Source organism: Bradyrhizobium sp. WSM471 (assembly GCF_000244915.1).
Lineage (GTDB): Bacteria > Pseudomonadota > Alphaproteobacteria > Rhizobiales > Xanthobacteraceae > Bradyrhizobium.
The window spans coordinates 5,768,293-5,781,320 of record NZ_CM001442.1 but is presented as its reverse complement, the minus strand read 5'-3'; the positions used below and the strand labels follow the sequence as shown (position 1 = coordinate 5,781,320).

Genomic DNA, 13,028 nt, shown 5'->3' with positions numbered 1-13,028 from the left:
CCCGTGTCCGCACCGGCGAGACGTATGTCCCCTGAGCGCGTGCGGTCGGACTATTTGATGCTGACGAACATGCCCCAGGCGCCGGCCAGCGCGGCGCCGGAAAAGACGATCAGCGGGTTGTCGCAGAATGCACTGCCATAGGTGCACATGGTGACGCCGAACGAGCCGATCTCGTGATGGCTCGCGGAGTAGAACAGTCCCGACAGCACCAGCAACGCGGCGGCGACGACATACATCGACGATCTCTCCGAGCTATCCCCGTTGCGTCTGTCGCAAGGGACGTGTTCCAGCATGGCGCGAACCCATTGCATCCTGCCGAATCCGCCCTGCTGCATTTGAACTAAAGTCGATCTTTCCCGCGAGATGCTGTCGTCGTCAGCTGCGATCCGTGCGCAATCTGCACGTGTGATCGCAGCCGGAACGTCTGCGCGGGAACGCCTGGACGGGCTCTTCATTAAGGCATGAACGGTTGGACCAACTGAGGGGAGTGGCCCATGGGAGCCGAGCGGATGCACCCTCCGCGGTACTGGCGGATGCGGGCGGAAGAATTCCGCACCAAGGCGGACAATTGCGAATATCCCGAGACGCGGGACGTGCTGCGCAAGGTGGCGGAAAATTACGACGAGCTGGCGCGCCGCGCCGCGCGCATCATCACCGTCGAGAGCCTGGACGAACGAGCGGGGGGGGGGGAGCCCGCCAACAGGAAGCGCGCTAGACCGCTCCAGATAATGCCGATGACGGCGCGCGACCATGGAGAGTCTGGCCCTCGCATGGGTTAGACGCGCCGCCCGCGCCATTTGGAACGAATGTCCACTTTGGCACTTAGGAACTCAGTCCTCCAATGAGGGATGACATGAGCAGCGAACAGCAAAGCCCGGCAACGAGGCCGGATCAGTATTTCAAGCCGGGGCCGGCCTGCCCCAAATGCGAGAGGGGCACGCGCTACCTGACGTCGATCTTAGACGTGAGGCGCGACTGCTCGGTCCTGATCTATCGCTGCGACTCGTGCCGCGAGGACGTCTGGATCTGAGCGAGGCCTTGTCCTCGGCGTCGGCCGACTTGCGGGATGGTGCGCCCCACATCGCACAGCAACGTCGCATAGGAACTTCCCCTGTTTCGGTTTATTGTCGGCTGCATCGACCACGCGGGCTGGGCAGCTTCCAACCATGCAATCACGCTACCCGTTGTTGAAGAAGTGGACAGCGGAAGAGCACGAGCGGCTGAAGGCGTTGGCCGAAGCCGGCTGGCGGCCGGACGAGATCGCCGCCGAGCTTGGTCGCAGCGAAGCCGCGGTGAGGGTACGGGCCTGGCAGCACGGCATCTCGCTGCGCCTTGTCACCCAGAAGCGCGGATCCTGAAAAGCAGCCCCGCGGATTTCGTCAACCGGCGATCGAGACATCCATCTGCTGAAATCCGCGGACCTGCGGCAGCGACATGAAGCCTGGTTTGGCGAAATAGTAACCCTGGAACAGCGCGATGCCGGCGGCCCGCAAGGACGTGAGCTCGGCCTCGCTCTCGACGCCTTCGGCCAGCACGGTGATGTCGAGCTCGCGCGCGATCGCGGCCACCGCGGAGACGATCACCTGCTTGGGATGGCTGAGCTGGATGTCTCGCACGAGCTCCATGTCGATCTTGATCAGGTTCGGCTGCAACCGGGCCAGCAGGCTGAGGCCGGCATAACCCGCGCCGAAATCGTCCAGTGCGGTCCAGAACCCGAAGGCCTTGTAGGCGCGGACGATGTTTTCGATATGCGCCGGATCGGACATCCGCTCGTTCTCGGTGAACTCGAACATCAGCTTCGAGGTCGGAAAGCTCGCGCGCCGCGCGGCCTCCAGCGATTTCTGGATGCAGGCGCGCGGCTCGTACACTGCATTCGGCAGGAAGTTGATCGAGAGCCGCGCCTCCGGGTCGTCGAACAGCGCGCCCGCGGTTTCGATCGCCATCACGCGGGCGGCCTGGTCGAAGCGGTAGAGCTGCTGGTCGGTGAGCTGGCTGAGGACGCTGTGCGCGCTTTCGCCGTTCGGACCGCGCACCAGGGCCTCATAGCCCCAGACGCGGTGTTCGACGACGTTGACGATCGGCTGAAACGCCATCTTGAACTGGAACGGGAGCTCGGTCCCGTCGGCACATCCCGCACACTTCACAGCCATCGCGCGAACCCTAAGCCCTCTCAAACCCGCGAAAAAAATAGGTGTCAGGCGTTAAGGAACAGCGAAGAGCAATAGAAACCTATCCCGCTGTGCCGCGTTTGCGCGCATGGCGAACCGAGACACCAGGTCGCGGCCGATGTGTGCCGCGTGCAACCAACCGATGACATTCATCGACGCGGTCAGTTCACCCGAGGGCGCGATTGCCATCTTCCGGTGTTCCGGCTGCAACAAGCTGTCCTGGGAGAAGCCCATGCGAGACCGGAACGCGCGCGCGCGTTGAATTTGCGCGGGGGCAAAAACGGCCCCAGCCCGGGGGGGGCGGGCTGAGGCCGTGGGGGGGGTGCCGGTCGTGCATCCGGACCGACGCCCCGATAACCCATTGACCCCAGGAGCTGTTCCTATTCAGGCGACCATGAACATCGCGCGCCACGATGAAACACGCCTGAAACAGTGCTGAAACCAGATTGTCTCGAACGCCCCGCCCGCTGTGCCCGACCAACCTAGCGAAAAGGAGATCATCATGATCCAGGTTGGTTCGAAGGAAGAAGTCGCGTTTTTGCTGGCGCTGTTCGGCTGCCACACCCAGCCGGTCAAGCGGCCGGCGAAATCGCGGCAGGCGTGAGGCGCTGATCCCATGCCAGGCTTGGCCGAATGCCAGAGCCTCTTGCGGCTTCTGATCGCAAGGGGTGACCCGAAGGCCATCCCGCTCGCAAAGGGCGCCATCGACCAATATCTGAACACGGCGCCGGCCTGCATGCGCGGCCGCGGCCTGCGCGTGCTCCAGCGCGACGCGCTCGACCAGCATGGGACTGCGGTCGGCGTGCAGCGCTCGTTCGCCGAAACGGTGGATGCCTATATCGTCGGGAAGCTTGCGGAGGAATGAAGGGCGCCGAATGTCGTGTCGCCCTGTCGCTTTCGCTCCCTGAAAGAGACCGCCACGCACGCGACAACTGCTGCTTCCGCGTCGCGCCAGCGGACGTCGGAGTTCCCGGAACCCGTTGATTCCACCAGATTTTTTCGCTGCCTTGGAAACCCTTTGGCCGCTTCGGACCTATTACGGGCAAAGGATGCCGCAATGCCCCGATATTATTTCGACCTGCGCGACGACACCGGTGTAGCGCTCGACGAGGAAGGGCTGGAGCTGGCCAGCTGGCGCGCCGTTCAGGCGGAGGCCGCCAAGTCGGTCGCGGACATGGCGCGCGATGCCATCCTCTCCGCGCCTGCCGCGGGCGGCAGGCAGACCATGGCGATCGACGTTCGTGATGCCAAAGGTCCGGTGATGCAGGTCAAGTTCTCGTTCGCATTCGAGACCTTCCGGACACCCTCCGCATCACGCGATCATTGACGCGTGAGAAATTCCGTCGGGGATGACTCGGGCTCGAGCACGGCGATCTTGCGGCCGAGCTGCCAGACCTCGACCTTGCCGTGCCGCGTGAACTGCTGCGCGAAGATGAGGGCGATCGCATCCGACGCGGCCTCGAAAGCTTCGGCGGAGCGGAACACGCCGTTGTCGCCGACCAGGTAGGCGCGATATTGCAGGGTCATGACGGTGCCCTCAGCCCTGGCGATTGCAGCCAGGCGTCGATGTGCATGGCGGTCTCGTCCTGCCGCGCGCGGCGCAGCAGCATTTCGCGGCGATGCCCGGGCGCGAGCGTGCGCGCTTCCTCGCGAAGCCGCGCGGCCTCCTCGGCGAGCCGCTGGGTGAGTGTCCTGGTCTGCTTGAAACGTCGTCGTGTCGGCATGCACATCTCCCTCGTTCGTGGGCGGGAGCGCTGTTGGGCGTTCTCATCACCGGCAGATGCCAATTGCCTTGCGGTGATGGATAAAGCTTAACTCCCCCGTCTGAGGGAGAGACATATCCTATGATATGTCGGCGGATTAAATTGCGGGAGCGGGTTGAGCCAGTTGAGGGACTTGCTCAGCTTGAGTGCTTGCGATTGCAATGTTCACTTTTGGACAGAAGCCAGCTCAGCTCGCGCGGGCAGGGACGCGCCGGATGATCAGCACGGGGTGTGAGATCTCTGCACCGGCTCGAGCGCTGCCGAGCTCAGCGCAGCAAAGCCGATGACGATCACGCGCGGGGGATCGCTCTAAGAACAACGTGCGCGTGGCCCGCCAACCGACGCGGGCGAGAGGATGAGTTGACACTGTTCGTGTTTTGTTCTAAAAATTAAAAATTCAACCTTTGGGCGAAGAGCAAGTGCATCTGGTCTCGCTCCCAAAATTTCTGTGGGGTAGCCGATGAGCAATTCACTGCTCGCTTTGGTCCTGTTGGACACGCCGGCAACGCCGGACATGTCGGCACTTGCGAAGGCCCTCCGCGCTCGACATCCTGAGCTGGCAACTGAGGTTGCGGAGAACGGAGACGCGCAACAGACTCAGGCAAACTCGCCGCTCATTCGCTGTGGCAACGAGCTTGTTGCCGTCATGTCGATGCCCGCGCGCATTCCTGACGATCCCGGTTTGTGGTCGCGCGCCGCCAGGATATGGCCAGAGAGTAAGTCGGTTGCGGCGCGGCATCGAGGGCACCTGATCGTCTCTGTGCTTGGCCAAAATCAGCGTCCGTTGCCCGCCGCTCGTCTAACGACGGCTGTTATCGGCGCATTGATCGCGACCGTGCCGGAATGTTGCGCTGTTGTATGGAATGGCAAGGTCGCACGTTCCGCCGATCTATGGTTGGACATGTCCAGCCAATCGTTTGCGCCGTATCCAGAGTATCCTTCTTCACTGTGGGTGGACATATTGCCGTTCCGATCAAAGACAGGCATCGGAGCAGTAACGATGGGATTGTCAGCATTTGCTGAGCGTGAAATCGAGTTCGAGACCCACAAGCTGACACTTCCAACGCTGATCAATAAGGTGGACGGTCTTGCCGTCTATCTGGTTGAGCACGGGCTTGTGGTCAAAGACGGCGACACGTTTGGTCGCGACTCGCGCGAGCGCTTCTCGGCTCGCTACCAGGCCTCCGATCGATTCGAAGGCTTGCCCGTTCTTTTCTGTACCGATGGTTCGGCATAATTGACTGTCACGATACGCGAAGAGAGTTGCGCGCGTCTCATTCATGATACGTCATTTGACACGTCGGGCAAAACACTGGCAGATTGGCATCATCGAGATGAATTTGGATCGAGCCCGCGGGGGTGCCGCGGGCTTTTTTATTGGCAGTTGATGGCAGTTCTTCGTCATGCCCCGATGGGCATGATGTTCAATGGGACGTAGTCATGGGCCAGGAAAGGGCAGTTTCTATTGCGAAACGACCCAGAGCGCGAAAGCATGATCTTTCTCGCAGAACATAGAGCACCAAGATCAACGGAGCCGCAGGTGACGCCCGCAATCCGGCAGGCCCAGTCCTCGCTGATCTAACGATGTTACTCTTGCCACCGTCAAAGTCGAGCAGACCATCATGAATGACAACGAGAAGGTTGGACCCCGTCGCCGAAGCGTACCGAAGGGGCAGTACTATGAAATGGCCATCGATTTCCGCCCCGCTCGCCCTCGTATGACCTGGGAGAACGCTGATGCTCTTGCTCCTGGCACGCAACTCCTTGCGCCGCCACCGGGCCGGCGGGGATTTCCGGAATACTTCGAGCCGCCGCGCTTCCTGTTTAAGAAGAAGCGAGTGCGACGACCTTTGGACATCAGGCACTTTCACTCCTTTTGGCTGGTGTCTGACCGAGCGAAGATGGTCTTTCAAGCTGTCGATCATGCCGGATTCGAATTCGCAGCATGCGACGTGAGTGTTTCGCGGGGGACCTACGATGGCCCGCGATACTGGTTGTGCGATGCCATTCGCGTCCTGGACGCACTGGACGAAGAGCAGTCACGGCTCGAGATAGGTATCCAAGACGACCCAAAGTACGAGGATTTCGGCAAGAAATATTACAACTTCCGGAGTGGCGCCAAACTCGTCTTCAACGAAGACGCGGTCGGGGGCGCGCATGTATTCCGAATGGCCTTCTGCTACAGGACGGTTATTTGCGATCAGGCGCTCAAGGATGCCTGCAAGGAAGCCGGCCTTCTCGGAATCCAATTCAATAATGCTTTGGACATTTGACGGCTCAAGCGGCCGCTGAACCCTCCTGAGGGACATCATGCGAAGTTCGATTCTATGGGGTCACCATATTATTCCGGAGCAATGTGCGCCCAACGAAGCCTTGCGTGGAGTAGATTTGGATGCGCCTGCAAATATCGTTTATCTCCCGAGAGATCGGCTGCTCGCTGCCGAAATGGGGATATCTCCTCATCCCGGTGGGCATCTCGAATCATACTACGCGGCTTGCAAAGAACTTGACGCGATTGCCAAGATCCCTGACGCTATTCTACGCTTGAAGGCCGTCGAGCGTCTGCAAGATGCGATGAGAATTGCGCTTGCAAATGGAGACCTTTACACGAACACGCCGAGTTCCGGCGCTGATGTAAATCCTGGCAATGGGAGCTTTCTTGCCGGTCGTGAAAAATATCTTGCCGATTACCCCGAAGAGCAGAACAGAATCCGTGAGCTCAGGCGGACTGGAAGTCATCTCATCAAATTCTCGCCGTACTTGGGCAATCTCGATAGGGAAAAGCAGCTCAGTAAGGCAATCGACGATAATCCTGGCGTTAACCTAACGCCCGGCAACAAAGACTTGAAGGAGACGCCTTGGTCCAAGTTCACACCCCTTGATCCCTCCTCAAGCATCTTTCGCATACCCGGCTCGACACCAGTCAACCCGAGCGAGTTTCCACCGCTGCCAGGCTACAGTTCGCCTTCTCTCGCAGGTCTGAACGCAACGGAAGGGTTTGCGCGGAGCGATCCACGCTTCGCAGGCGGAGTGCCGGCATTTCCGCTGCCTAGTCCAGATGAGCAGCGGCTCGGCAAACTGCCTCCCAGCACGGCTATGCCGCCGCCTCCGCAGGTTCTGCAATTCAATCCGGAGACTAGCGATCTGCTCAGGCGCTCGGACGGATCGCTATTGATGGGACCCGACCCGCATAATCTCCCCTACGATCCTGCCGACCGTCCGGCTGTTTTGCGCGGACTCGCGATTTTCGGGGGCGCGATGGTCGCACCCGAATTGTTGCCGCTCTTACAGGCTTGGCTGCCTATCGCAGGGGCTCTTGGGCTGACGGGGGCGGCGAGTTCTGCCGCTGGCGCCGAGCCCGCCAGCGGGAAAGAGAGCGGAGTATCTGCCGTATCGACGTCACACTCTGGTGCGCAGCAACCATCGGACAACTCGCTCGACCAAAATTCCGCGCGGGCGAGCACCTTTACCGATCGTTTCGGTCAATGGACCGAAGCGGCAGACGGTGCAACGCCCGCTCAGTCTTCGAGCGGAATTGAAGCGCCAGTTGCCCCTGGTGCTGGGGCTATCGCGCCCGAAGAGGTCCGCCGTCTCACCCGTGTCAATGAGTCGAATGCGGGCAGCGTTTTCAGGTCGGGAAGTGCGCCAGTCCCTTATCTGCCTTCCACGGAATTCAACGATCGGTTCGGCAACTGGACCATGCCGACCGCTAACGGCCAACAGTCGGAGCCGAGCCGGCCGATCGGCCCATTTGCGAATGAGCCAAGCTATTTCATTCCGCTACCGATCTTTGGAGTGGATGGCGCAGGAAGTCCGCACAACGACGCTGAGGAGTGGTACGCGCGCTGGATACGGCCGTTGCGTGGGCCGGAGTGAAATGCGGGTTATAGCGACGAGCGAATGTTGTTCGAGATCTGTCGTTTGACACGTCGGGCAAAACACTGGCAGAATAGCATCATCGAAAAGGTGCCTGGTTCAAGCCCGCGGAATTCCGCGGGCTTCTTTGTTTCGACGGAGTGTCGAACGTTCATGCCTCACGCCGCAGCAGGTCCGAACCACCTCGCCATCGCGTCCGCCAGTCCGCGTTGGCTCTCGTCTCCCACCCAGGCCACGTGCCCGTCGGGCCGCACCAGCACGGCGGCTGGTGCCGCGACTTGTCCGATCGCCGGAAGCTGCCACGGGCCGTCGCACTCGGCGTCGATGCGATCGACGCGATCTGCCCAGGGCGCGATGTCGGGGCCGCCTGTCTTGCCAAAATCGAGCAGCAAGCCGCGCGCGCCGTGCAGCAGCGTGAACAGTCGCAGCGGACGCCGGTCGACCGTCAAATCGAGATCGGGCATGCGGCGCCCGAGCAGCGCGTGGCCTTGGCCGAGATCGTAGTGCACGTCGAGCCCGCTCATCATCGCGCCAAAGCGCTTTCGCGCCGCGTCCATCGCGAGCAGCTCGGCGACGATTTCGCGCGCGGCCTTGAGGCCGTCCTCGCCGCGGCGGAGCAGGGCGATTTGCGCCATTGTGTTGCGCAAGGTCCGCGCGCCGACGGGGTGGCGCTCGGCGTGGTAGGTGTCGAGCAGGTTTTCGGGCGACAGGCCCTTGACCACCTGCGCGAGCTTCCAGCCGAGATTGACGGCGTCCTGCACGCCAATGTTGAGGCCCTGGCCGCCGACGGAGTGATGGATATGCGCGGCATCGCCGGCGAGCAGCACGCGACGCTTGCGATAGGACACGGCCTGCCGTGCCGCATCGGTGAAGCGGGAGATCCAGGACGGGTTGTGGAGCCCGAAGTCGGTGCCGTAGACGGCGACGAGGGCTTCGCTGAGATCTCGCGGACCGGGCGCGCCCGTGCGATCGAGCGTCGCTTCCGTCACGACCACCAGCACGCGTCCGCTCTCGGTCTTGCTGAGACCGTGAAAGCCGAGCGCGTCATGGCGCAGGCCCCATTCGGGCTCGTCTCGCATGTCGACTTCGGCCATCAGATTGCTCAGCGTCGGCTCGGAGCCTGCGAATTCGATGCCGGCGGCCTTGCGCACCAGGCTGCGGCCGCCGTCGCAGCCGACCAGATAATTCGCGCGCAAGGTTTCGCGACCGGAGAGCGTCACGTCGATGCCGGTTTCGTCCTGCGTGAATCCCGTGACCCCGCGGTTGCGATAGAGCGGCACCCCGAGCTCGCTGACCCAGTCGGCCAGGATGCGCTCGATGTGGCTCTGCCGCAGGGCGAGCCCGTAAGCGTGCCGGGTGGGGAGATCGCTGATGTCGAGCCTGGTCCAGGCGAAGCCCGCGAGCTGGGTGATCTGTCCTTCGCGCAGGAAACGATCCGCGACGCCGCGCTGGTCGAGGATCTCGATGCTGCGCGCGTGCAAGCCACCGGCGCGGGTGCCGACCAGTTCCTGATCGGCGCGCCGTTCGACCACGGCGACGTCGACATCCGCCAGCGCGAGCTCCGCGGCCAGCATCAGGCCGGTCGGTCCGCCGCCGGCGATGACGACGGCATGGTCTGTCATCGCCGGATTGTTCAGGGTGGCCTGTTGTTTCCGGCTGCGCGCCCGGGACGTCGGAAGCAATACGGACATGTCGTGACCCTCGACTTGTTGGCTGGGCCGAGGGTTCTACGCGATCACCGGGGACTTGAAGCAAGCCCGTTGCGCACCACATATCAGAATGGGAGGAAGAGCCTCGTCATTCGGGCTCGCTGGGCTAGTCGTCTTTCGAGAGATCGCCGGGCCTGGTGGGACAATCGATGGTTCGGCCCTCGCCGTGAACGAGATCGCGGTTCTGGTCCCCGGTTTCGTCAGCATCCGGGATGATGGCCTCTCGCGTGTCGCGCTCCCCGTCGATGCGCGGCTTCTGGCCCGGCAGATCTCGCGATGTTTTCGGTGTCGTGTTCAGCGTCATTGTCGATCCTCCTGACCGGCTAACGCGGGCAGGGACGGTTCGTTCGTCGACACGTCGGGCGAAACGCCGGCAGCCTGAATGGAATTGGCTTCCCGAAGGTTTCCGTCGGCTTTAATTCGCAAAAATCGAAATAGAGCTTGACCCGTCGGGCAAAACACCGGCATAGTGGCATTATCGAAGAGCTTGGTTCGGCCCGCACGGTACAACCCGTTGGCGGGCCTTTTTCATGGTCGCGACTGGTCGGAATCGGCGTCCCGAAGATGCTGTCGGATTCTACTTCGAAAAAACAGAATTACGACTTGACCCGTCGGGCAAAACACTGGCATAGTGGCATCATCGAAAAGTTCGCAACGCCCGCGCGGGACAAAATCCGCCGCGGGTTTTTTCGTACCCAGTTGTCGGAATCGGACGGCGGCCCACGCATCACGGCCACGCACTCGCTTGAAACGCGTTGAGGGAGCGCCGATCGGCGTGCCGCCGTCCGTACCATTGCTGGCCGTGCACGCGCGAACGTGCCGGCCCGCGGCGCGAGCGATCTGCTCGCGCCGCTGCGGTCTCCGGATGCGGAGATAGGGTTCGCGCCCGAAACGATCGCGCCTCATTCGCGATCTGCCGCGCATTTCTTTGTCGAGGAGAGACGATGACGGCCTATTTGATATCGCTCGCGCTCGCGGGCCTGGTTGCAATCGCGCTGTGGGAGACGTTGTCATGAGCGAGGACATGGAAATTGCGCTCGTGAGCGAGCCGGTCCGCGCGCCTGCGCGACGGAAGACGTCCAGCGCGCGCACCCTGACCGAAATCCGCTCGCTTGCGCGCAGCCACACCAGAACCGCGCTCAGCGTGCTGGTCGGCATCATGCGCAGCGACGACGCGACGCCGGCCGCCCGTGTCTCCGCCGCCAATGCAATCCTCGATCGCGGCTGGGGCAAGGCGGCGCTGCCGATCGAGAACAGCGAGGATGGCGTGCTGGAATTGATTCACCGGATCGAACGCATCATCGTGTATCCGGGGAGCGCGGGCGGCGGTGCCGCTGGGCGCGACGCGTGAGCCGACGGCTGTGAAAAATTGTTCGAGCTCAGATTAGCCCTTCTTCTTGGAGTCGCTATACATGCGCTACGCGTTGTCCGGACAATAGGCCATCGAGCCGCCGGATCGCTTGAACTTCCCGTCCTGGGTCTCGCGAGTGAAGATCGTCTTCTCGTCGATCTTCTTCATGAGAATGATCTCCTTGTACGGATGTCCTTCCCTGTCAGCGGACTCGCAGACCACGTCAGGTCTGATGCTGCCGGGAGCGGTATCCGATAATTTGGTAATCTTGCAGCCCTCCTCGCCTCCCGAGGTGAAATTATCGCTCCAGTCGATCCGCATGTCGCCGTACTCCCCGCATCTTGCATCGAAATTGGAGCCCGGCGTTGCATAGATGCCGTCCCTTGCGCCATTTGCCGGGCGAACTCATCTTGGGCGAACTCTTGGGCCCTTCCTGGGCCTGGGTAGGCAAGCCAGCACACGACAGCAAAAGCGCGGCAAGCATCGACGACGAGGTGAGGTGCTTCATCCGATTCAGTTTCACGAATCTGTTCCTGTGCGAGGTTTGCTGATGAGCAGTCAGAGGGGGCAAGCTCAGAATAGTCCATCTATCAGGGGTTGAGCGAGTAAGTGTGCAAATTGGCATTGCTTGGTTCGCCTCGTGGCGTGGATGGGAATTTATAACGTAGTTCCAAACGGACAGCAGGGGATCAATCTGAGGCATCCCGCATTGCGATCTCCGATTGATGGCATCGTGACGAATGCCGGCGAAGGATCTGCAGGTCGAACAGCGATCAGGGATGCGGATGGCGTGTCACACGAATTGCTGCACACGCGCAGGCAATATGTCAGCGTCGGCGATCGGGTTGTCGCGGGGCAGATGCTCGGCACGATGGGCAACATGGGCGTGGACAAGAAATACGTGGAAGGCGGGGATCATCATCTTCATTATCAATTGATCGACGCCGCCGGGAATCGTCTCGATCCTCAGGCATATTGGAAGCAACGAGAGGTGCCCTCGCCGAGCAAAGCGATTTCGAGAGGCGATTCGGATCGTGGCCTTCGCCTTCCGGCGCAGGTGTCTTGGCCGGCTCTAATCAGGCTCCGCAACGACCATCCAACACAGCAAACAACGAAGACTGGTCCACGATGTGGCGCAGGCGCACCGGCCTGCCCTAGGGTGAGCGAGCGCATCCATTGTCCATCCTGAAAATTCCGACGGCCAAGATCTTCGAGCCGCTGCTCAAGCCCGCGCGCTACAAGGGCGTTTACGGCGGGCGCGGCTCGGGCAAATCGCATTTCTTCGGCGAGCTTCTCGTCGAGACCTGCCAGGCCGAGCGCGGCACGCTGGCGGTCTGCATCCGCGAGGCGCAGCGGACGCTGGCGCAGTCATCCAAGCGGCTGATCGAGGGCAAGATCGCCAGCCTTGGCCTCGGCCACGGCTTCAACTTCTTCAGCGACAAAATCGAAACGCCTGGCGACGGGCTGATTATCTTTCGCGGGCTTCAGGATCACACAGCCGACTCGATCAAATCATTGGAAGGATTTCGCATCGCCTGGATCGACGAGGCTCAGTCATTGAGCGCGCGCAGTCTTGCGCTGCTGCGGCCGACGATCCGCGCAAAAGACTCCGAGCTGTGGGCGAGCTGGAATCCGCGCCGCAAGAGCGATGCGATCGACGATTTCTTGCGCGGGCGGCGGCCCGAAGGAGCTGTCGTCGTCAAGGCGAACTGGCGCGACAATCCCTGGTTTCCGGACGTGCTCACGGAGGAACGGTTGCTCGACCAGAAGCTCTATCCGGAGCGGTACGACCACATTTGGGAAGGCGAATATGCCCGCGCCTTCGAAGGCGCGTATTTCGCCTCGCTGCTGTCGGAAGCGCGCGCGCAGGGGCGGATCGGGAAGGTTGCGGCGGATCCTTTGCTGCCGCTGCGCGCCTTCATCGACATCGGCGGCGCTGGCGCCGCGGCGGATGCCTTCGCGATCTGGATCGTGCAGTGGGTCGGCAGCGAAATGAGGGCTGATTTTCAGCACCTGCGCCGATGGCGAACGAGCGTGGAGCAGGCGCAGAGCTACACTTTCAAAGCCGTCATTACGGTGATCGCCACCGGGCTGATCGGCGCGGTTTGGCTCGGCGTCAAGGTCGTGCTGGGCAAGTGAGCCTCAACGGGTACGACATTTC

17 protein-coding genes and 2 pseudogenes are annotated in these 13,028 nt (G+C 61.8%); 12 read left to right on the top strand and 7 right to left on the bottom strand.

Annotated features, from left to right (window positions below; all coding sequences use genetic code 11):
• Positions 1-50: 50 nt before the first annotated feature.
• Positions 51-236 (bottom strand): hypothetical protein, encoded by a 186-nt coding sequence (locus tag BRA471DRAFT_RS26270; protein WP_007612773.1) that lies wholly within the window; start codon positions 234-236, stop codon positions 51-53.
• A 273-nt stretch (positions 237-509) separates the two neighbouring features.
• Here BRA471DRAFT_RS26270 and BRA471DRAFT_RS26265 point away from each other — a divergent pair, with 273 nt between their 5' ends.
• The 3 genes from BRA471DRAFT_RS26265 to BRA471DRAFT_RS26255 all read left to right on the top strand — a co-directional run bounded on the left by BRA471DRAFT_RS26265 (position 510) and on the right by BRA471DRAFT_RS26255 (position 1,358).
• The gene (locus BRA471DRAFT_RS26265; RefSeq protein ID WP_245266040.1) at positions 510-779 is read left to right on the top strand and encodes a hypothetical protein; all 270 of its coding nucleotides are present in this window, start codon (positions 510-512) and stop codon (positions 777-779) included.
• Positions 780-853: 74 nt separating this feature from the next.
• Positions 854-1,030 (top strand): hypothetical protein, encoded by a 177-nt coding sequence (locus BRA471DRAFT_RS39100; protein WP_007612770.1) that lies wholly within the window; start codon positions 854-856, stop codon positions 1,028-1,030.
• Between the two features lie 136 nt (positions 1,031-1,166).
• Positions 1,167-1,358: a helix-turn-helix domain-containing protein gene (locus BRA471DRAFT_RS26255; protein WP_007612769.1), complete on the top strand. Its 192-nt coding sequence runs from the start codon at positions 1,167-1,169 to the stop codon at positions 1,356-1,358.
• Between the two features lie 21 nt (positions 1,359-1,379).
• On the opposite strand, the gene BRA471DRAFT_RS26250 is transcribed toward BRA471DRAFT_RS26255, so the two are convergent.
• Positions 1,380-2,150, bottom strand: a complete 771-nt coding sequence (locus tag BRA471DRAFT_RS26250; RefSeq protein ID WP_007612768.1) for an EAL domain-containing protein — start codon at positions 2,148-2,150, stop codon at positions 1,380-1,382.
• Positions 2,151-2,784: 634 nt separating this feature from the next.
• On the opposite strand from BRA471DRAFT_RS26250, the gene BRA471DRAFT_RS26240 reads away from it, so the two are divergent.
• Positions 2,785-3,033, top strand: a complete 249-nt coding sequence (locus tag BRA471DRAFT_RS26240; protein ID WP_007612758.1) for a hypothetical protein — start codon at positions 2,785-2,787, stop codon at positions 3,031-3,033.
• A 192-nt stretch (positions 3,034-3,225) separates the two neighbouring features.
• Complete coding sequence (locus BRA471DRAFT_RS26235) at positions 3,226-3,495, top strand: hypothetical protein (protein ID WP_007612755.1); 270 nt, start codon at positions 3,226-3,228, stop codon at positions 3,493-3,495.
• Here the strand turns inward: BRA471DRAFT_RS26235 and BRA471DRAFT_RS26230 are convergent.
• Together BRA471DRAFT_RS26230 and BRA471DRAFT_RS26225 are read right to left on the bottom strand one after the other, a co-directional pair.
• Positions 3,489-3,695: a hypothetical protein gene (locus BRA471DRAFT_RS26230; RefSeq protein ID WP_007612754.1), complete on the bottom strand. Its 207-nt coding sequence runs from the start codon at positions 3,693-3,695 to the stop codon at positions 3,489-3,491. The two genes, BRA471DRAFT_RS26235 and BRA471DRAFT_RS26230, sit on opposite strands and share 7 nt — an antisense overlap.
• Positions 3,692-3,892 (bottom strand): hypothetical protein, encoded by a 201-nt coding sequence (locus tag BRA471DRAFT_RS26225; protein ID WP_007612753.1) that lies wholly within the window; start codon positions 3,890-3,892, stop codon positions 3,692-3,694. Before BRA471DRAFT_RS26225 ends, BRA471DRAFT_RS26230 begins: the two co-directional genes overlap by 4 nt.
• Before the next feature lie 499 nt (positions 3,893-4,391).
• Between BRA471DRAFT_RS26225 and BRA471DRAFT_RS26220 the strand changes: the two genes are divergently transcribed.
• The 3 genes from BRA471DRAFT_RS26220 (at position 4,392) to BRA471DRAFT_RS37125 (ending at position 7,807) form a co-directional block, all read left to right on the top strand.
• The gene (locus BRA471DRAFT_RS26220) at positions 4,392-5,168 is read left to right on the top strand and encodes a DUF4261 domain-containing protein (protein WP_007612752.1); all 777 of its coding nucleotides are present in this window, start codon (positions 4,392-4,394) and stop codon (positions 5,166-5,168) included.
• A 385-nt stretch (positions 5,169-5,553) separates the two neighbouring features.
• Positions 5,554-6,204 carry an imm11 family protein gene (locus BRA471DRAFT_RS26215; protein ID WP_007612751.1) on the top strand — a complete coding sequence of 217 codons (651 nt, stop codon included), beginning with the start codon at positions 5,554-5,556 and terminating at the stop codon, positions 6,202-6,204.
• 115 nt (positions 6,205-6,319) lie between these two features.
• Entirely contained in the window at positions 6,320-7,807 is a 1,488-nt protein-coding gene (locus BRA471DRAFT_RS37125; protein ID WP_231170967.1) for a hypothetical protein, read from the top strand.
• Between the two features lie 158 nt (positions 7,808-7,965).
• Here the strand turns inward: BRA471DRAFT_RS37125 and BRA471DRAFT_RS26205 are convergent, their stop codons facing one another.
• Positions 7,966-9,498 carry an FAD-dependent monooxygenase gene (locus BRA471DRAFT_RS26205; RefSeq protein WP_007612748.1) on the bottom strand — a complete coding sequence of 511 codons (1,533 nt, stop codon included), beginning with the start codon at positions 9,496-9,498 and terminating at the stop codon, positions 7,966-7,968.
• A gap of 124 nt (positions 9,499-9,622) precedes the next feature.
• Entirely contained in the window at positions 9,623-9,820 is a 198-nt protein-coding gene (locus tag BRA471DRAFT_RS26200) for a hypothetical protein (RefSeq protein WP_007612747.1), read from the bottom strand.
• A 708-nt stretch (positions 9,821-10,528) separates the two neighbouring features.
• Between BRA471DRAFT_RS26200 and BRA471DRAFT_RS26195 the strand changes: the two genes are divergently transcribed.
• Positions 10,529-10,867, top strand: a complete 339-nt coding sequence (locus BRA471DRAFT_RS26195) for a hypothetical protein (protein ID WP_007612744.1) — start codon at positions 10,529-10,531, stop codon at positions 10,865-10,867.
• A gap of 66 nt (positions 10,868-10,933) precedes the next feature.
• On the opposite strand, the gene BRA471DRAFT_RS26190 is transcribed toward BRA471DRAFT_RS26195, so the two are convergent.
• The gene (locus BRA471DRAFT_RS26190) at positions 10,934-11,188 is read right to left on the bottom strand and encodes a hypothetical protein (protein ID WP_007612743.1); all 255 of its coding nucleotides are present in this window, start codon (positions 11,186-11,188) and stop codon (positions 10,934-10,936) included.
• Between the two features lie 328 nt (positions 11,189-11,516).
• Between BRA471DRAFT_RS26190 and BRA471DRAFT_RS40440 the strand changes: the two genes are divergently transcribed.
• The 3 genes and pseudogenes from BRA471DRAFT_RS40440 to BRA471DRAFT_RS40430 all read left to right on the top strand — a co-directional run.
• Complete coding sequence (locus BRA471DRAFT_RS40440) at positions 11,517-12,056, top strand: M23 family metallopeptidase (RefSeq protein WP_083843270.1); 540 nt, start codon at positions 11,517-11,519, stop codon at positions 12,054-12,056.
• Positions 12,044-12,664 (top strand): annotated as a pseudogene (locus BRA471DRAFT_RS40435) (PBSX family phage terminase large subunit); the annotation flags it as partial. The gene BRA471DRAFT_RS40440 and the pseudogene BRA471DRAFT_RS40435, both read left to right, overlap by 13 nt.
• 192 nt (positions 12,665-12,856) lie before the next feature.
• Positions 12,857-13,006: pseudogene (locus BRA471DRAFT_RS40430) on the top strand (terminase); the annotation flags it as partial.
• Between the last annotated feature and the right edge of the window lie 22 nt (positions 13,007-13,028).